At 54.5% G+C, this 19612-nt stretch carries 10 protein-coding genes; 4 read left to right on the top strand and 6 right to left on the bottom strand.

Features of this window, described 5'->3' with window-relative positions:
- Positions 1-174: 174 nt before the first annotated feature.
- Positions 175-1746, bottom strand: a complete 1572-nt coding sequence (locus tag ACTQ40_RS01040) for an L-lactate permease (RefSeq protein WP_441563140.1) — start codon at positions 1744-1746, stop codon at positions 175-177.
- A gap of 177 nt (positions 1747-1923) precedes the next feature.
- On the opposite strand from ACTQ40_RS01040, the gene ACTQ40_RS01035 reads away from it, so the two are divergent.
- Positions 1924-3498 (top strand): lipopolysaccharide biosynthesis protein, encoded by a 1575-nt coding sequence (locus ACTQ40_RS01035; RefSeq protein ID WP_441563139.1) that lies wholly within the window; start codon positions 1924-1926, stop codon positions 3496-3498.
- A gap of 317 nt (positions 3499-3815) precedes the next feature.
- Here the strand turns inward: ACTQ40_RS01035 and ACTQ40_RS01030 are convergent, their stop codons facing one another.
- On the bottom strand, positions 3816-4655 hold the full coding sequence (locus tag ACTQ40_RS01030; RefSeq protein ID WP_441048224.1) for a metallophosphoesterase: 840 nt from the start codon (positions 4653-4655) through the stop codon (positions 3816-3818).
- A 324-nt stretch (positions 4656-4979) separates the two neighbouring features.
- Here ACTQ40_RS01030 and ACTQ40_RS01025 point away from each other — a divergent pair, with 324 nt between their 5' ends.
- Entirely contained in the window at positions 4980-6581 is a 1602-nt protein-coding gene (locus tag ACTQ40_RS01025; RefSeq protein ID WP_441563138.1) for a potassium/proton antiporter, read from the top strand.
- Between the two features lie 337 nt (positions 6582-6918).
- Here ACTQ40_RS01025 and ACTQ40_RS01020 read toward each other — a convergent pair whose 3' ends face one another.
- On the bottom strand, positions 6919-7110 hold the full coding sequence (locus tag ACTQ40_RS01020; RefSeq protein ID WP_441563137.1) for a hypothetical protein: 192 nt from the start codon (positions 7108-7110) through the stop codon (positions 6919-6921).
- Positions 7111-7225: 115 nt separating this feature from the next.
- On the opposite strand from ACTQ40_RS01020, the gene ACTQ40_RS01015 reads away from it, so the two are divergent.
- Together ACTQ40_RS01015 and ACTQ40_RS01010 are read left to right on the top strand one after the other, a co-directional pair.
- Positions 7226-7582, top strand: coding sequence for a nucleotide pyrophosphohydrolase (locus ACTQ40_RS01015; protein ID WP_441563136.1), 357 nt, complete (start codon positions 7226-7228; stop codon positions 7580-7582).
- A complete protein-coding gene (locus ACTQ40_RS01010; protein ID WP_441563135.1) occupies positions 7575-9317 on the top strand; it encodes a DNA/RNA helicase domain-containing protein in 1743 nt (580 codons plus the stop codon). Before ACTQ40_RS01015 ends, ACTQ40_RS01010 begins: the two co-directional genes overlap by 8 nt.
- A gap of 99 nt (positions 9318-9416) precedes the next feature.
- On the opposite strand, the gene ACTQ40_RS01005 is transcribed toward ACTQ40_RS01010, so the two are convergent.
- From ACTQ40_RS01005 to ACTQ40_RS00995, 3 genes are read right to left on the bottom strand one after another with little or no spacing between them, the layout of a single operon-like run.
- On the bottom strand, positions 9417-11150 hold the full coding sequence (locus tag ACTQ40_RS01005; protein WP_427727988.1) for an ATP-binding domain-containing protein: 1734 nt from the start codon (positions 11148-11150) through the stop codon (positions 9417-9419).
- A gap of 2 nt (positions 11151-11152) precedes the next feature.
- Positions 11153-16465 (bottom strand): DEAD/DEAH box helicase, encoded by a 5313-nt coding sequence (locus ACTQ40_RS01000; RefSeq protein ID WP_441563134.1) that lies wholly within the window; start codon positions 16463-16465, stop codon positions 11153-11155.
- 12 nt (positions 16466-16477) lie between these two features.
- The gene (locus ACTQ40_RS00995; RefSeq protein ID WP_441563133.1) at positions 16478-19549 is read right to left on the bottom strand and encodes a hypothetical protein; all 3072 of its coding nucleotides are present in this window, start codon (positions 19547-19549) and stop codon (positions 16478-16480) included.
- Positions 19550-19612 lie beyond the last annotated feature (63 nt).

Below are 19612 nucleotides of genomic sequence, written 5' to 3'. Positions count from 1 at the left end.
TGGCAAGGGGGGGCAAGCCCGCCCAACGGTCAAAAATCGCAGGCAAGCGGCCTAGTCATTGGGTAGTCATTGGGGACGTTCTTAAACGACGAGTCGTTGGGGACACTCTTGAACAGGCAACATTCAAGGAGTGTCCCCGGATGCCGGCACAAAAGGAGCATCCCTAAGTGCCAACTATAGCGGCAAGCCTTGGCCGAGCATGGCGATGGCGCTCATAAGGACCAGCATGCCGGCGGCGTAGGGCAGGACCGCGCCCAGGAGCTCGGCATCCTTGCCGCGCACGTGCACGGCGGCCAGGCCGATGGCAAGCGTCTGCGGCGAGATCATCTTGCCGGCGGCGACGCCAAGCGCGTTCAGCGCGACCATCCAGTAGTCGCTCACGCCCAGCGCGGTGGCAGCCTGGCTCTGGATGGGACCAAACAGCATGCCAGAAGACGTACCCGAACCGGTCACGAACGCACCGACCGCGCCGATCCACGGAGCCAGAATCGGGTACAGGCCACCGGCGACCGCAATGCAAAATGCGCTGATCGAAGAGATCATGCCCGCATAGCCCATAACCTTGGCACAGCCCAGAACCGAAAGCATGGTAATGACCGTCGGCATCATCTGCTTGACGGTCGCGGCCAGTACCTTGCCCATCATGCGCGGCGAAGCACCCTGAATGGCGCCGCCGACAAACGCCGCCAGGAAAATCCAGACGCCCGGCGTGTTGATCCACGAAAACGTGAGCGTGCCGGGGTTCTCGCCGCAATACACCTGCACCTGGCTCGCAAACGGTGCGAGCGCAGCATGCACGGCAGGCACCAGGTTAGACGTTCCCAACAGCAGCACAAAGATCAGGATGAAGCACGACCAAGCCGAAAGCGCCGACTTAGCGGTGAGCTGCTCGCCGGCCTCGATATTCATGTGGAAGCGTGCGTCCAGATGCCCCGACTTCTCGGCACGCATGGCAAGCGCAGCTGTCAGCGCGAGCGAAACGATGGAACCGACGACGACGGCAAGCTCGGGACCCACAAACATAGCAACGACAAGAGCCGCGCCGGCAAAGGACACGCCGGAGAGTACGGCGATGCCCGCCACGCCGTTCAGGCGCTCGACAACGCCCGCAGCATTACCCTGGTCATCGGCGACACGACCCGCAACCAGCACGATAAACAGCGGCATCATCACAAAGAAAGGCGTCAGCTGCACCATCTGAACGGTCGCCAAATGCAGCGGGTCCAGGCCCACCAGACCGGCAACGGACACCGTGGGAATGCCAATGGAGCCGTAGGGCGTGGGCACGCCGTTGGCCAGCAGACAGATGAGCACGGCGGGCACGGCCTCAAAGCCCAGGCCCGCGAGCATGCCGGCGGGAATAGCGACGGCGGTGCCAAAACCGGCCATGCCCTCCATAAAGCCACCAAAGCACCAGGCCACAAGCAGCGCCAGCAGACGGCGATCGCTGCTGATGGAGGTGATCATGCTGCCGATTACGTCCATGGCGCCCGTGCGAACGCACAGGTTATACGTGAACACCGCGGCGATGATTACCAAAACGATGGGCCACAGGGCCATCAAAAAGCCTTCGAGCGAGGCGGTCGCGATCTGCGCTGCCGGCAGGTGCCACCATGCGAAGGCAAGCACGCACGAAAGGACAAACGATCCGATGGCGGCTTTCCATGCTGGCCATTTAAAGCACAGCAGCATCACGACAAGCCAAATGATCGGCACAAGAGCCAGCAAGAATGCGGCGACGTCCATAGGTAGAAGCTCCTTGGTGCCGCGCGGGCGGCATCGTGGTATCACATAACTTCAACAGGATACCGCACGCTCACCGACAATTTACTGCCGCCCCCCGAAAATATTGAACAATCCGTTCAAAAACATGTGTGACACCGTCGCGTCTATACTAGAACGCAGCAATAGAAAGGACCCGCCTTGAGCATCTCGCCCCTCGATAGCATCCGCCGCGCCATCGCCCGCCGCAACGGCATCGCCAACCCCGCTGTATCGGGCGGGGCGCACGGACAGGGCGGACGCATCGAGAACGGCCTCTTCCCCGCCTCGCACACCGCCGAGGAGCTCGCGCGTATCCAGGAGCTGAGTCAGCGCAACGCCGGCGGTCCAAATAGCGGCCAAGCCACGCGTCGTCGGCACGAGCGCGATCGCGAGCCCGGTCCTGTCCGCCGTATGGTCAACGCCTGGTGGAACCGCCTGCTCGGCGCCGTCTACGGCGGCGGTTTCTCCACGCAAGAAGCCGAATACGAGGAGCACGCCACCAGCCGCGACTACCTTTGGAATACCCTGGGCACCGCCGTGTGGGGCATGGCGTTTCCACTGCTCACTATCGTGTCTACGCAGCTTGTAGGCGCCGAGGAAGCCGGTAAGTTCTCCATCGCCTTTGTCACCGGCACGCTCATCATGATCGCGTGCAACTACGGCGTACGCAATTTTCAGGTCTCGGACATCGACGAGAAGACGTCATTTGCCTCCTACCAGCTCAACCGCTGGCTTTGCGGAACGATCGCGCTGGCCTGCGGCCTCATGTACAGCAGCGCCCGCGGCTACGACGCGCACATGGCGACGATCGGCCTGGGCGTCTACCTCTATAAGGTGATCGACGGCATCGCCGACGTGTACGAGGGCCGCCTGCAGCAGGCCGACAAGCTCTACCTAGCCGGCATGAGCCAAACGCTGCGCTCCGCCGGCGTCATCGCGGTCTTTAGCGCGGCACTGTTCCTCACGCGCAGCATGCCCATCGCGGCCATGGCCATGGGTGTTACAGCGATCGCCTCGCTCGTGCTGGTCACCGCCCCGCTCGCCCTGCTCGAAACCGAAAAATCGCGTCGCGTGAGCATACGCGAAGTCGGCCGCCTTTTTGCGCAGTGTGCCCCGCTCTTTGGCGCGCTCTTTTTGTTCAACCTTATCGAGAGCATGCCCAAGTTTGTGATGGAAGGCACGCTGGCCTACAAATATCAGCTGTATTTTAATGCCCTGTTCTTTCCGGCGCAGGCCATTTTGCTGAGCGTTGGTTTTATCTATAAACCGCAGCTCTTGCGTTTGTCGAGCATTTGGGCTAACCCGCGCAAGCGTCGCCGCTTTGACTTAATTATTGTCGCCGTCATGGCGCTGATCTTGGGTTTCACTGGCGCATGCGCCGCGTTTATGGCAGGCCCCGGCATTCCCCTTATGAGCTTTATGTACGGCCTCAACTTTGAGCGCTACCGCACATTGGCGCTGCTGATGGTCGTCGCCGGCGGCATCACCGCAGCCATCGATTTTATCTACGCCATTATCACAGTGCTGCGCCACGCCGGCGATGTCACCAAGATCTACCTCATTTGCTTTGCCGTGAGCGTGGTGCTCCCGATGATCCTCATCAACCTACTGGGGCTGATGGGTGCCGTCGTGAGCTACCTGGCTATCATGGCCCTACTGCTGGTGCTGTTGATTGTCGAGTACGCCCACATTCGCCAGCGCATAGAACGAGCCCGCAACCCGTACGGTGTCTAATTAGCTGCCTCGGCCACCGGAATTTGCGATGGAATTACCCGGGCTGGGGTCTTGTTGCGGACAATATGCATCACGCAAAACTAAGTGAGTAGACTTTTACCGAACCCCCGACCACACCGACAAAGCACAAGTCTGTGACCTGCGGTTTTATTGAGGCAAACATGTTGGGTGCTCGGCATTTCCAAAAAAGTCTACTCACTTAGCCAGCGGGCAGCCAAATGATTATGTAATCCCCGTCCCAGAAAAATCATTTGATGGGCAGAAGGGCAAAAGTAGTCAAAAAAGCCCCGTCCCAAATTAGCTACCCTTTGCACCGATTATTCGCCGGGCAGAATGTTTGCATAGAACTCCGCCCCATCGTCCAGGCGCAGAATGCCGACGCGGCCGAACTCGGAGCCGGTGGCGGCGGCACAGTCGATGTCGATGCGGTCGGGAACACCGGCGGTATCCTCGCCGCCCAAGCGCACAATCTGTCCGCGGCCCGACTCCTCATCGAGCCCCGCCAGGCCGCCTACCTCGCAATAACGCCCCAGCGATACCGTTGGCGTGTGGCCGCTCACCACGACCGGACCCTTGCCCTCGGCAGATAGCAGCCCCGTCGGGGCATCCCAATAGCCATGGCGAATCCACAGCAAGTCATCGGACGACTGAACGGCGAGCATTTGCTGCAGCAGCTCGCTATCGGCATCGACGGCTCCCCTGCCGTCACCGCAATCGACACCATGCTCAAGCAAAAACGCACGCGCTGCCTCGGTCTGAATACCGGCGTGCACCAGCAGATACGGACGCTCGGCAGTCTCTGCCACCGCATAGAGTGGCAGGGCGGCAGCCCAGCGCACCAGCTCCTCGTATGCCTCAAACTCCATATCGTTGAGCTGCTGGCGCGTGGTCCATCCGCCGTTGATATCCCAGGTCTCGGCATCGAGCGGGTCCTGGCCAATGATCGCGTCGAGCATAATCTGCTCGTGGTTGCCCTTAAGCACGCGAGCGTTGGGCAGCGAGCGCACCAAGTTGATGACGCCGACCGGATCGGGACCGCGATCGATCATGTCACCCAACACGTACAGCGTGTCGTCGGACGTCAGCGAGATCTTGGAAAGGGCCTCGTCCAGCGCGCGCACGTGCCCGTGAGCATCGGATGTCACATAGATCGCCATGGAACGCCTTTCCCTGCATTACGGCCGAAGCCCGGAGCCACAACTAAAACTTCAAGTTGAACTTAAACGTTACCCATTGTACTCCGTTGCAATAAAGCTGGGAAGAGCCCCGCGTCGCCAACGGTCGTTAGCGGCCGCACGCCCGCGCGCGCAGTTCACGGTGCACCGCCGGCAGCTGCTCCCCGACCAACGTCGCACACGCCGCAGCCTCGTGTCGAAAATGCGCACTCCCGCAATCCACCTCCATAACCCACCATCTTTGGGTACAAATAACCGCAGATAACTGACCGTGCCACGCCAACCACCCAGGAGCGGACACTATCCATGAACCGGATACTTCTTTTTATTGGCCTCGTCATCATTTTGTGCCTGACCATCAAACCCGTCGGCAAAAAGCTCCCCTTCCCCACCCTGCTCATCTTTATCGCGCTGGGCATGCTGCTGGGCGTCAACGGTCCGGCGCACATTGACTTTAGCGACTATGCGCTCACCGAAACCGTCTGCAGCACGGCGCTGCTGTTCATCATGTTCTACGGCGGCTTTAACACCAACATCGACCGCGCCAAGCCTGTCGCCGCGCCCGCGGTACTGCTGAGCACGCTCGGCGTCGTCGTCACCGCCGGCATCACCGGCGCCTTTGCGCACTTCGCACTGGGCTTCGACTGGATCGGCGGTCTGCTGCTGGGCTCGGTCGTGGCGTCGACCGACGCGGCGAGCGTCTTTAGCGTGCTGCGCGAGCACAGCCTGTCGCTGAGGGGCGGCACCGACTCGCTGCTCGAGGTCGAATCGGGCTCCAACGACCCTGTCGCCTACATGCTCACCGCCGTGCTCGCCACGCTCGCGGCCGGCGGCGACATTAACATCCCCATGCTGCTGGCCAAGCAGATCATTCTGGGCGTGGGGCTGGGCCTTGTCATCGGCTGGGCATCGGGCCGCTTGATCGAGCGCGCACACGCAACGGCCGAGGGCGCGCAGACCATCTTTTTGTTCGCCGTGGCCATCGTCGCCTACGCGCTGCCGAGCTACCTAGGCGGCAACGGCTTTTTAGCCGTGTACCTTGCCGGCATTGTGCTAGGCGCCAGCGACATCACCGGTAAGGTCGAGCTGGCGCACTTCTTTGACACCCTTACCGAGATGGCCGAAATGACCATCTTCTTTTTGCTCGGCCTACTCGTGACGCCCGCACGCCTGCCGCAAATGCTGCTACCGGGCCTGGCACTCATGGCGTTTATGCTCTTTGTGAGTCGCCCCATCGCCGTCGGTCTGCTGTTGGCGCCCTATAAGACAAACCCCCGCCAGGTGGCGCTCGTAAGCTGGGCGGGCCTGCGTGGCGCGGCTTCGGTCGTGTTTAGCCTCTTTACCGTGGTGGCCGGCGTTCCCGGCGGGCATGACCTGTTTGACCTGGTATTTGTGATTGCCGTTTCGAGCATTGTGGTGCAGGGATCGCTGCTGCCTGCGGTGGCAAAGAAGCTCGACATGATCGATGCAGAAGGTGACGTACGCCGCACCTTTAACGATTACCGCGACGAAGAAGGTATGTCGTTCGTTAAGCTCAAGGTAGGCGCGGGCCATCCGTTTGCCGGTCGCTCGCTCGCGGACATCGGCAGTGCCACGGACATGCTCGTAGCCCTGGTGCTGCGCGACGGCGCGCACCCGGTGCTGCCCAACGGGGATACTGTGATCAAGGAAGGTGACCTGTTGGTGATGGCTGCCCCGACGTTTGAAGATCGTGCCGAGGTTACACTGCGCGAGGTCACCGTAACGCCCCACGGTCGCTTGGCAGGACAGCGTCTACGCGACGTGCCGCAAGGCAAGCACCCCTTTATCGTCGTGATGATCAAACGCGACGGCCAAACGATCATCTCCGACGGCAACACCCTCATATACGCCGGCGACGAAGCCGTCATCGCCACGCTGGCGTCGTAGCGGCAAGGGACAGCCATCCCGAATTGGCTACATTTGAGCATCAATCGCCCCGGCTGGGGTCTCGTTGCGGACAATTAGCGCCTCTCAAAACTAAGTGAGTAGACTTTTGTCGAATCGCCGACCACGTCACCAAAGCACAAGTCTGTGACCTGCGGGTTTGTTGAAGCAAATTAGTCGTGTGCTCAGGATTTCCAATAAAGCCTACTCACTTAGCCGGCGTGCGGTCAAAATAGAAGGGTCGCGACCTCATTAGGCTCCATTGGGACGGCTTATCATGCATTTTCGCGCAGCGGCGGGCGCAGACGACCATCCCAAATTAGCTATCCTTGTCACATTCCTAGTCATCGTCGACGGCAAAATCGCGGAGGTCGAGGCCTTCGCGTTCGGCTCGGTCTAGAAGCTCTTGAGGAGACTCATCCTCGATATCCATCACGTCGAGCATGGCGGCCGGAAAGCCCACGCCGGCTGCACTCCCCGCGCGATCGAGCAGACTCTCGCGCAGTTGGTCCACATCAACTTCGATCTTCATGGTGAAACCTCCTACCGGACAATCGCGACCGAACAAACCGTACGCTCCAAATGATGTGCAATAAATCCCAGATACGGCCATAATAAAACAATGAACATCAGGGAGGTTGCAGACGATGGATAAACTCGATGCCATGACGAAACAAGTCAGGGACTTTTGTGATGCACGCGACTGGCGCAAATATCACACGCCAAAAGAGCTTGCCATCGGCATGGCGACTGAGTCCTCCGAGCTCCTTCAGCTCTTTCGTTTTATGAGCGACGAGCGCATTGCAGAAATGTTCGAAGACACCGAGCAGCGCCAAGTCATCGAAGACGAAGTCGCCGACACGCTCCTTTTCCTTCTGCGTTTCGCAGATTTAAATGAAATCGACCTGCCAGCGGCGCTTTCGTCCAAGCTCAAGCGCAATGGCGAGCGCTATCCCGTCGACGCATCATCTAACGAATACAGAAAGGCGGACCATCATGAGTAATGAGTTCGCCCTTCGGCAATACACGCTTCCCCTGCCCCAGCCCTTTGAGACAAGCGAATCGCTTCAGGACTTTGGAACGCCAAAGCCTGGAGCCCATCATGACGAGAGTTGGCCCGTCCTTTACATTCTTACCAACAGCAGAAACAAGACGGCATACATCGGCCAAACAACCAACTACCAGCGCCGTATGAAACAACACGCTGCAAACGTGGACAAGGACTTCGACCGGACCCTTCTGATCGACAATCCCACCTTCAACCAATCCGCAACGTTCGAGTTCGAGAATCGACTTATTGAGCTGTTCTGTGCTGACGAAAAATACCAGGTAACCAATGCCAACAACGGCTATGCCCAATTCAATTATTTTGAGCGGCCTCAGTATCGCCAGAAGTTCCGAGACCTCTGGACAAAGCTTCGCGAAGAAAACTACGCGATTCATCCGATTGAAGAGCTCGAGAACTCCGATCTGTTCAAGTTCTCGCCTTTTAAGACGCTTACGCCCGACCAATATGAAACGATCGAGACGATTTATAAACGTCTCGAACAGGAGCATGAAGACGCAAAGCATGGCGGCTCAAAAAGAGAACGTATAACCGTCGTGAATGGCGCGCCGGGAACAGGTAAAACAATCCTCGCCATCAGTCTCATGTTCAAAATCAAAAATGAGCCCAACCTTTCCGGCCTGCGAGTCGGTTTTGTCACCCCGATGGATTCTCTGAAGAAGACCCTCAGGAAACTCACGCACTTCCTTCCAGGGCTAAAGCCTGGCGATATATTGAGCCCCAGTGACGTAACCAAAAATGATCGTTATGACATCCTACTTGTCGACGAAGCACATCGACTGGGTAATTATCTAAGCATGGGCGCCGGCATCGGAGCTTTTTACAGCACCTGCGATCGCCTCGGCCTTCCGCATACGAGCAACCAGGTGGACTGGATATTCAAATGCTGTGACAAGGCGTACCTGTTCTACGACCCCAAACAGCAGGTTCGCGCATCCGGCCTCAATCGAGACGGCCTTGAGCAGCGACTCAATCAGCTCGAGGAAGCAGGCATTGAAACTGAAGAGTTCAGCCTAAGCACACAAATGCGCGTACGCGGTGGTGACGAATACCTCGATTTTGTCTATGACTTACTCAACAACAAGGCGTTTATGCATACCGGCATGAAGTTCAACGAACTCTTTTCATCGGAGCCTTACGATTCGCGAGCCGGGGATCCGGACAGCGATATCCCCAGATACCAGTTTGGAATCGTCGACCGATTTGAGGATTTCTGTTCCCTGCAGCAAGCCAAGGAAGAAGAAGTTGGTCTATCCCGCATGACGGCAGGTTTTGCGTGGAAGTGGGAAACGAAGAAACACAAAGACGCTTTCGACATCGTCATCGAGGGCATTCCCAAACGTTGGAACTCAACCCAAAAGGATTGGGTTAATTCTGCCAACGCCGTCAACGAGGTTGGATGCATCCACACGGTGCAGGGCTACGACCTCAATTACGGATTCGTCATTCTGGGGCCAGACATTTACTACGACACCGATAAAGGAGCCGTCTGCGTTAACAAAGCGAACTTCAAAGATGCTGTCGCAAAGAAAAAGGCGAGCGAAGATGAGCTACGGAAGATTATCGTCAACGCCTACTATGTCCTCATGACGCGTGGCATGCTGGGAACGTATCTCTATGTGTGCGACCCCGCACTCAAGGAGTATTTGTCGCGGTATATCCCGGTGATATAGGCTGGCGCCCACACATGACATGAATAGCAACGAAAGCAGCAGCGAAGCTCCTAGGAAACAATCTCGGATTCACAAAGGGCGGTGGGGCGCGCCGGCGCCCTATCCAACCAATACTGCTCCCAGAACATTTGCGAGCTTCTTGGCGGGGCGCCTATTCGCTTTTTCACCCATCGCCACGAGCGCATGGTTGCAGTCATCCCCATTCATGTCGCAAACAATTCTAAGCTCATGCCGTGCCCTCGAAGCAGCCGTATAAAACAGAGTTCCAGGCTCAGGCATGTAGCTCATGGACGGCTGTTCCCATAAGGCTTGATCAACATCAATCATAATTACCGCAGCAGCCTCCATCCCCTTGAACTTCCTCACCGTATGGACGGGAACCTTCTGACCTTTCCATCTCTTTAAGCTCAGATCGCCAGTGAAACAACTCGACAGCTTAGAGTTTTCCAGTGTCTTGCATGTGATAACCACAATGTCATTAATACCAGCGTTCTTGAGTAGATCAATGTGCTTATCCACAAATGCCTCTTGCGCGGCGGCGTCACAATCAATCATAAGCAATGGAGGTTTTCCGAGCCTAGCCATAACCTGCATTCTAAAACCATGCGCCTCACCAAGAGCACTCAAGGAAGACCTCTCGATAGCCTCCGTATTCCGGCAGTTTACATAAAGCGTTAGCTTGCAATCGGCATCCATAAGGAAGCTGGGCATAGTTGAGCCTTGGACAAACTGCCTTTTGTCGTAGAAGAGGTACATCGTGCTTTCCGGCCTCGAGTCCACGATAGAACGCAAGGTTTCGAGCACCATCGCATCTTCAATGGGTTTGAGGCCAAAGTCTTGGCCTTCATCTATTACGATGTGCTGATAGGGAAACGAGTCAGGGTGCTCCATGAGTTCTTCGGTCAGGCTGGCGTAGTTTGGCTCGAGAGAATTGCAGACCTTGCAGGCGTAGCCCGGAATTGTATAGACGTCAATTTCCGGGACATCGTCGCACCTTCTAGTAATCTCTTCCTTCAAAAGCGAGTTAAAGCACAAAAAGAGAACCCTGCCCGTACAGGCGGCCTGCCTAGCTCTCTCAATTGCAATGAGAGTTTTGCCAGTTCCTGCCGCCCCGTTAATTACCGCTGTCTTCTGATCCTTTATGAAATTCAACACGCGAGCTTGCGAGTCCAGCAGCCTTGCGAACACGAAGTCGTTATATCGATAGTCCACCGAATTCGTCGGGACGATATCGAACTCCGGCAAGAGCACTTTATGCAAGACCTCTTGAGCCTCGGTCTTGGAGAGTCTCGTCTCCCTTCCCCCGACTTCCATACTCATGATGCGAACTATTTGAGCAGTTGGATCTCCAAGGTCTGTCTTGCACAGAGTAATATCGCGAGAAGCCTCGGGGGAGTAATCAATAAAGCCAAGTTCATGTGCCCCCAGGGACGGAAGCCAAACCGCATGAGCAACCTTGCACCTACCGCAAAGCTCTCCTAACCCTACATCCTCAAAGCGATTAATGAGCTTCCATTTGATGCTATCCGCCTGCCGATAAGGCCCTCCATGCCTCCTCATCGATATGCCGCTACCGTATAGCCACTCGCCGTTTTCGCAGCGAATCTTTCCCGCCTTCGCCTCGATGACAAGGATACCGAGCCTGCGATTAAACACGACGAAATCGGCTTCCCTCTGCTCAATAGCGTTTCCATCCACAACATCCAACATCTTGTATGAATGGATAACCGTAAAATCATCGGGAAGCTTGCTCAGCGCGTAATAAATCTCCCCCTCACGGCTCCGATCGTCGTATTCAGCCGGGCCAAGGCTCGGTATCATTCTTGCAGCCACAGCTACGCCTCTTTATAAATCTCGTCCATCACATCTTTGGCGGAGCACTCGCCAACGACAAACAGGCTCCAACCCGAAATGTTGCGCCAAGCAGGCCCAAATACATCTTTGAAATCGCTCGCCGCTTCTTCATCAAGAAGAATGACCTTGGACTTACGCCAAACAAACGTGGCGTAAGCGCTGTCGCCGCTAGCATTAGATAGATCCACGTCTTTGTCCGGAGTCTCCCAACGCAAATGCGGATCGTAGCTCGCCATCTCACAAACCAGCTCGGCCCATTCATCCGTAGAACCAGATTGGATTGACAGTTTCATCGCTTCGGCCAACGATAGCGCCTTGTTGTTTGCGCCATCATCAGAGGCATATAGCTCAAACCCAGCAACCGAGTCCGAGGCATCCGGCTCGCAATCGAGTTCTTTATCCTCATCGGCATTGCCGGCAGAACAAACGGAAGGCGATACAGCAAGAAGAGTCCCCAAAATTCGCTTTGCAGCGCCTCGAGAAAGATTCGCCTGCACAGCTTGGTTGTAATAATTTGCAATACAACCGTAGCAGCAAGTTTCTTCACCGCATCCGCAATGACCGTCTACGACCTTATATGCCTCTTCAATTAGTTCCGCCACCTCTTTGCTGAGCTGGCGCACATGACCGGCTCCTCCAGGCACGTCATCATAGATGAGTATTGAGAAGCTGCCTGCATCATTTTTGTATGTAGTCCCTCCGAGTTCGGTCTCGGGAACCTCAAGGATTTTAGCCGCAGCGGTAACCAGCGCCCACATCACAGCTTCCCAGTCGCCATCGCAGCAAACCGTCGCCGCATCAAAATCAAATACGAGCTCGAGAACGTCGCTCACAAATGCCGTACCCAGTGCGCTGAACCTATTAATCTTTGGAGCAGCGCCGCTCTTCTCGCACCAGTAGGCATGTTGAATCTTCTCTCCACCAACAGCAGCGCGATTGCAGTAAGAGCAGACTTGGAAGCCCTTAGCAGGGCTATTGAGCACACAAAGTTGCCCGTTCTCGGCATATTTTACTTTCACCGCACCGCCAGGAAAACAAAACTCTCCGGTCGCAGTCTCGTTAGGCCAGTGCTGGCTAAAGTGCACCGATGCATACCCCTTTGGCCTCGGCCTTCTAAGCCCGATGCCTTTTTTGTTTTCTGTGCCGACAAAACCATAGGAAGGTATGAGCATATTCTTTTCGAGAGCAAACTCGGTATGGCAAACGGGGCACTCGCCTTTATCACTGTAGTTTTCAATGGGCCATACAAATGTTTCGCAATTTGGGCACTTTCCATACCTGCGCTTTCGCAACTCTTGCCCTTTCGGCTTTCTGAGTCCGACGGACTTCCAAAGCGTCTTGCCGGCAACGATTTCCGCCCCCGGTGCATATTCCCTAATGGCTTGACGCATACCCCTAGAAAGCTCGAGCCTGTTCTCACCTACAGAATTCTCAATATCAAGAAGATGGAGCTCTACGAGATCAGTCGGAAACCCGTACTTAGGCAATACTCCGTTCTCGGCAAGAATTGCGATAGTTCTCTCCTTCTTGAGTGCATCCCTAGACTTTAAAAGCTTGGATGCGAGAATGTCGTTGACGCCCATATTCAGCTCAATACCATCCTGAACACGCTCAAAATCAGCATGCTTAAGGCTATGTGCAAGGAGAAGCCTGCCACCGCCTCCATTCTCAGCCGAATCGATTGGCCCAACGAGCTTTGCTATCCACCCCCACTCGTTTACGCCAACTTCTTCCGCCACAGGCATGCCTTGCGGAACAACGCGAACGAGCTGTTCATAGACACTCTTTGGCCGCGATGCAAGGAAGCGGCGAAGATCTTCGAGGCCTTCCGGCTCCGATTTAGAAAGATCCATAAAGTCGTTGTATCCATGAGAGTAGTCTTTGCCCAAGCTCCGGCTCGCGTAGCGAAAGAACTCAGACATAGCGACAGCGAAAACATGCCGTATCGCAATGGCATCGTTATTCAGATAACACATTGGCACTCTCGTGTTGCCGCCAATTATCTTGGCTGGGTCCTCAAAGTACGCGACATCATGGGGCCGCAAGCGAGCAAATGTGATGGCATATCCAGGCTTGCCAGCGCGGCGTCCAACGCGTCCAGCACGCTGTGTGTAGTTTGCAGTGCTGGGCGGAACATTTCTCATAAAGATTGCCCTCAAATCACCGACGTCTACACCCAGCTCAAATGTCGTTGTGCAACTCAAAACATTAACGTCGCCCTTAATAAAATCGCTCTGTATTTCCCTGGCCTTTTTAGAAGACAGCTGCGCCGTATGCTCTTCGATTTTGAGAGGAAGCGCCTCATCTTGATATACCGTTTTATAGTAGCGGTCTTTGCCTCTTGCCTCTGCGAAGCTCATTTTCACCATCGTGCCGTTGCATTTCGTTGTCATGCAAACACCATGCGTATCCAGGTGAGTCTCACATCCGCACGCATCACAACGATAGACAATATCATCGTTGGAATGCGGATACATAGTCCAAATATCTCTGCCAAGCCTAAAGTGTTCACGCGAATCGATCAGATATCCTTCGCCCCTAAATAGCTTGCAACTTAGATACTCCCCCATAAACTGGAATAGACTTTGCAGAATCGGGCGAACGTCCTCACGGGTCAGCTCGATACCGTGGACCCTTTTGACGTACTTGCGAATAAAGGCGCTGCGCTTATTTTCTGTACCACGTACCGCATCTCCCGCAAACTGAACAATATCCTTTGACGCAGAGCTGTCGCTCTCAAGCACGACAAGGTTGCCGCGCTTCTCATGATTGTTTCTTAGTTCAGGGACCCCTTCAGGAACCTCGATAACGTTTTTCTCTCGGAGCAGTTCAAGACAGGTCCTTGCAAACAAAATGTAGTCTTCGCATGAAAGCCAGGTGGCCCCATCGGCATTAAGTATATCCACTTGCCTTGCGACAAGCTTTTTCGCCCCAGGATGGGAAAACCCCTTGTTAAATTCAGTAGGCTCGATCCTTACAACGCCAAGGCCTTCAAGGCTGTTCCGCGAATCCTCGGCCGCAAGCTCATCGAGAACCCAGGCCGTCGCCTGGCCCCTCTTGTTGGAACCCAAGACCCCCGGATATCGCCTCTTTGCAACACTTGTTATCCAATCAATAACTGAGCTCGGCTTACAGCCTTCACCGTCGCGAGACAGAGCCTCCACCGCTTCTCTTATCAGCTGACGACGTGTGATGTTTCCATAAGTTCTGTCCAATGCGGGCGCGAAGAAAGCCGCGTCCTGGCGCTTGTCCGAGAAGCAAATAACACTTCCGGCCCTGCGTTCTTCATCGAGGTCTGCAAACAAATCATCCTCGTCAGCCTCCTCATCAAAAGGAGGAATATCCCTGACTAAGTCGTAGCAAACGACACTGCCCGCAGCTTCAGGCGAAACGCGCATAGGCTGAATTGCCACAACGGACTGATATCCACAATGGCGACAACGCGCTTCTGCCTCATCTGCTTGTTTTTTCTCGTTTTGGTTGAGCGCAATTGGGATGCGGGCGACAATCTCATGCTCGAAACGATGAGCACCACCCTCGGCTTCATGATACAAAGACCCGCATATCGGGCACAGCCATTGGATCTTCTCATCGGGATCTCTCTCCGATTCGTCAGAGAGAAGACGGTAATAGACCCTCGGAAGAAATTCGTCGTCGGAATCCGTTCCTTCATGTCGAGGACTAAGCCACGCAGTCTTCACCTCGGGATCGGAGCTCTCCTCACCAAGGATGTATGCCTGCCCACAGTGGCGACAGACCGACACCTCATATACAGGAGTATCGTTTACATCGTCATAATGCTCCGCAATCGTTTTGTGAGGAGTCAGCTTACGTGTATGCAGATTTAAATAGATGCCCTCAGGAGCACGCAAGAAGGAATGGTAGCGACTCGTAAGAATGGGGACATCCTTGGAGCGCTGCGCAGAGGAAAGCACCTCAACCATGGCAGTGAGGATTTCCACACCTCTCTTATCTCCCGTGAGCCCTTCGATCTCAAGCTCCTCAATGGTGTCAAGATCAGTGAGGTCGAAAAGACGCTCGCAGCGTCTCACCAGTTTTGCCGCAGACGATTCACCCAGAAGGATCTTTCCTAGTCCCATTAGGGGGGACTCGCCGTCTAGTCTCGCTACAACCTCTTCAGGAGCTCCACCAGATGCGAGTGTGCTGCGAATGTCTTCTACGTTTACGTTTTCAGGATCGGAAAGTTCCCTGCGAAGTTCCGCCCAAGTGTCTAGAGAAAGCGTGCCCCAAGGCTTTTCATCAAGAGCATCTTGGGGCTGATCTTTCTCGCTCGTGATGACATCGAGATCTGCGGGATCACCCGAGAAAGGCTCGCCAAAAAGATCCCGAGCAAATTTAGCCACCTTCGGCATATCTTCTTCCGAGCCGATTGTTGCGGAAGTTGCGTAACAATGAAGCTTGGGCAGCTCCCCCGTTTCCGATTCGATACGAGCCTTTACTCGACGCAGCAAATATGCGATTTCGGTGCCAAGCGCGCCCGAATAAACGTGCGCCTCATCGATGGCGATATGCCGCCAGTTTGCACCAAATGCCCCTTCGAACAGCGGCGCATCCTCCGGACGTAGAAGGAGATACTCAAGCATAGAGTAGTTTGTAAGCAAAATGTTGGGTGGGTTCTCACGTATTTTCTCGCGAGAGATGATTTCATTTGGCAGTCTAGTTTGATCCGGGTTTTCGTCTTTCCACTTACGGAGAGCCACGGACTCTTTCTCCTCAGTGTCGCCGGTATAACGCCCGAAGGTAATATCGGTCCCCTTCAGCAACTGGCGCAATCGTTTAAGCTGATCGTTTGCAAGGGCGTTCATCGGGTAAAGAATCATGGCACGGACGCCAGCGGAGCGCCCACTCTTTTCAAATTCTGAGAGGATGTCATTCAGAATCGGAAGCAAGAAGCACTCAGTCTTACCCGAACCCGTGCCCGTAACGACGGCGTAATTACACCCGGCAACGCTCTTTTCAATAGCCTTAACTTGATGCACATATAAGGGGCGATAGGGGTCAAAATTACGTGCCTCTCCGCCGCCTAAACTCATCATGCCCTTGCAGAGAAGCCCCTCGTCCACCAGGTCGGCCACAGTTTTATCCTTGCGGTACGGAGGCGCCGCCTCAAGAAACGGTCCCTTTGCAAGATATCCCGGCTCGCAGAGAATCGTCTCAAGCTGCTTCTGCAAATCCGCGTCATCAAAGTGAATAGTAGTGGCAATGTATTCACGATAAGAGTCCTCCACTTTGCGCGCAGTCTCAATGGGGTTGAATTCTTTTACATCCGTCATTATTTGCTCCCGCTATTTAAGAATGATACTGGTCGCGTATTCTCGCCGAGGGTCTCCAAAGAAGTCGCTCGGTGACATTTCAACTGCGACCTCTCTCTTGTTGCCCAGCTGCCTCACCACGCTTGATGGAAGGGCGACCTCCGCAGAGCCCTTTTCCGCAAAGGCCGTAGCAATCGGCTTTTCGCCTCTTTCCTTATACTTGGAAAGTCCAAAAAACCTGAAATGAATGTCGCATAAGGGCTTGCCTTCGAACCGAAGGACATACCCAAGAGAATCGGCCGGCAATAACTTCCAGCCGTTAATGCCGAGCCCTTCAGCGCAGTCAAGCATTTGAACATCAGTCCAGGCCGGCTTCAGTTCTCCCGTTGATACGTCATCGCCATACCACAGGGACAGCTTCAAGGGAAGGCGGATGGGCGCCTTATTATCAGCTTGTTGTAAGAGACTTGCATGCCTAAAAAGATTGAATCCGTATTCGCCAGGCTGCTTGAGTGCCTTGAAGAAAAGGGGTCTTGAACCGAGTAACGCCAGCACGGCCCTGTTATACCTCCAACCATAGGAGACAATCTTAAAGTTTGCCGCGCTAGGACCGAGCTCTAGCGCATCCGCCAAACAGATTGGACGCTCTTCGGATAGATTCGCTAGTCTATCTGGTATGTCAACATCTATTGCAGCAAGGGCCAGCTTGGCATCAGTTTCTTTGCCACTCCCTTTCGATCGGATGCGAACGCGCAAGAACTCATCCTTCAGGAGAGCCTTCGCTTCATACCGCTCCCACGCATTGAGAGAATCGGGACTGTCGCATTCGCCTGCCATATCAGCCTCTTCACGAATACGCACAACATCAATGGGAAGGCACGCCTGGAAACCATATTCAGCTACAGCACGCCCGTGATCAATGCTGATGGACAGAGGCCTAAATTCTTGTATGGGTACCACTGCGAATCGGTAGCGGAAAACAACCTTACCACCGGCAGATTTCTGCCTCGCCTCTAGGACGCATTCTTCAATATGCCAACTGAATAGACTCGTTTTTGAGAGATTGAGTTCTATTCTTGCAATACCTGAATTTTCAGTATCGTCCTCATATATGGCGCAACGAGGCATCGACACCAGCTCGCCATCGCAGCAGCACATGATGTCCAAGTCTTTTAGGGCGCTCGCGCCATCAAGCGCTTCAATGCTCACAGAGGGCAGGCCGTCGCTGGTATTGAGTTCGTTCGGAACGCACCCATACAAGTCAACGCCGTCGCTCGTTTCTCCGATAATGCGATGCTTATCAACCTTTGCGACATAACGTTCTTGCCAAACGGCAACTTCCTCGCCCGTAAGCTCGTCAACAACCGAACCTGCCGAACCGGGCTCAACGTCGTAGATATAAATCTGGTTATCGTTCCAATCGCCAGAAGCCTCATACTCCGAAACGGCTTTCATGCCTTGCCCGGGAACGATCTTGTATCCGTCTTTAACAATGTATGCGATACGACGCTTTTTCGTTAACCGCTCGTTCTTGCCACGCAAGCGATAGAAGCCCTTAGCGTCCTTTATAAATTCAAAACAACCGGGCTTGTTCCTACTGAACGACTGGCTCAAAGAGCTAAGCTCGATGTAGTCACCCGCTCGCTCATCTTTCTGCATGAGCTTCAATTCCACGTCGTAACGAGCCCGAGGGTTAACGGCAATACTGACGGCATTCAAAATGCATTTTCCGACACTCATATCGAATTCAGAGCTTGCCTTTAGCTCGCCGTCAACATAATAGTCAATCTTGTCACCAGCAAAATGCAGCGGGAACTGTTGGCGCGGCCAGCGCATGGTCACAACACCCTCAGATAAATCCAGCTGCAAACTGGCAATCGGAAGATAGATCAATCGGTGGGTGCCACTTCTCCGCTCTTGCGTCTCAGCAGCAGCCCTTCCTCCGGTCGCCAAGGGCTGCACACGCTCTTGATTGTCACGAAGGGCCTGCATTGCAGCTTCAGGCAGACCGAAACTAGATAGCATCGTGTAGCGGCTTCCAGCCCTATTCGTGTCAACAATTTGCGCCGCCACGCGCATGGACGCCTCAAATAATGGAGCAATGGTTGAATCGGGCGCTTTCTCAAGAATGTTAAGGACTGCCTTTTCGGGAGCATACCGACTCTCAGGGTTCTTTAGCTCCCTAAGAACGGAGCGCCCGTCCATCTCTCCGCCAAAACCTAAACTGCCTTTAGAAACTTCTTTCGCAAGCGGAAGTAATTTCTCCCACAGGTTTGACCAAGAATCTTCCGATAAGCCTCCGTGGAGGAGTGTGGTGTAGTAGTAGTAATTAACTTCCTCATCACGGCCGTACAAAGGCATTCCACGCTCTTCAACATGTTTCATAAAAATATGCTTTACAAGCCCCTGTACGTTACTGTCGAAAATGCCAAGACTCGCGAAGAAATTGCCCCATAAGTTATGATCGTTGAAAACCCTGCGCGCCTTGTCAGCAACATAAACCATAAAAGCGTTCGGCAAACACCTATCAATCAGCATCAGAACAATGCGAGGTTTTGTCGGGTAACGTTTTATGAGTTCTTCAAAAGCAGTGCTGAGCTCATCAAGGTCTGCCGAGAATTCCTCAAACGTCTGATAAACCATGACGTTTTCAGACCTTGAGTCAAGGTCGTCAAAGGCACCCCGAGCTCTTTCTTCAAATTCCTCCAACTTTGCCGAAAACAACCCATGCGAGCGTGTGAGCGGAAAATGGCTCAAGTCGTATTCATATTGCTCTATCGAGGACGCTGTCTCGGTATTTGACTCGCGAGGAGATTGGGTTTTCGGCAGGACTTTCACGTTCGTCGTATTCTCGACCATCTTGGGCTGAAGCATGGAGGCCGCGAAGTCGTCGGGGGCCGCACGGTATTTCTTTCGCATCCTTATGATTGAATCGGCATATCTGCTATCAAAACGAGCGTCTATTTCTTTATCGGCAAGAGACAAAAGATCGGGCAAGTAGCAGAAGCCAGCTTTCTGAATTGAACGCTTCAGCCGTACATCATCAAAACTAAGCTCCGAGATGGACGTTTTCTCCAACCTCTCCAAGTAGTTCGATTCGCTCATCAGCATCCCCTATGCCGCGATTGCATTTGATGCCGTCATTTCTGGCCTTTTATTAACACCGGT

Source organism: Collinsella sp. Sow4_D11, assembly GCF_052116465.1.
In the GTDB taxonomy this organism is placed as follows: domain Bacteria; phylum Actinomycetota; class Coriobacteriia; order Coriobacteriales; family Coriobacteriaceae; genus Collinsella.
The sequence above is the reverse complement of the archived record's forward strand: the minus strand, read 5'-3'. Positions and strand labels throughout refer to the sequence as shown.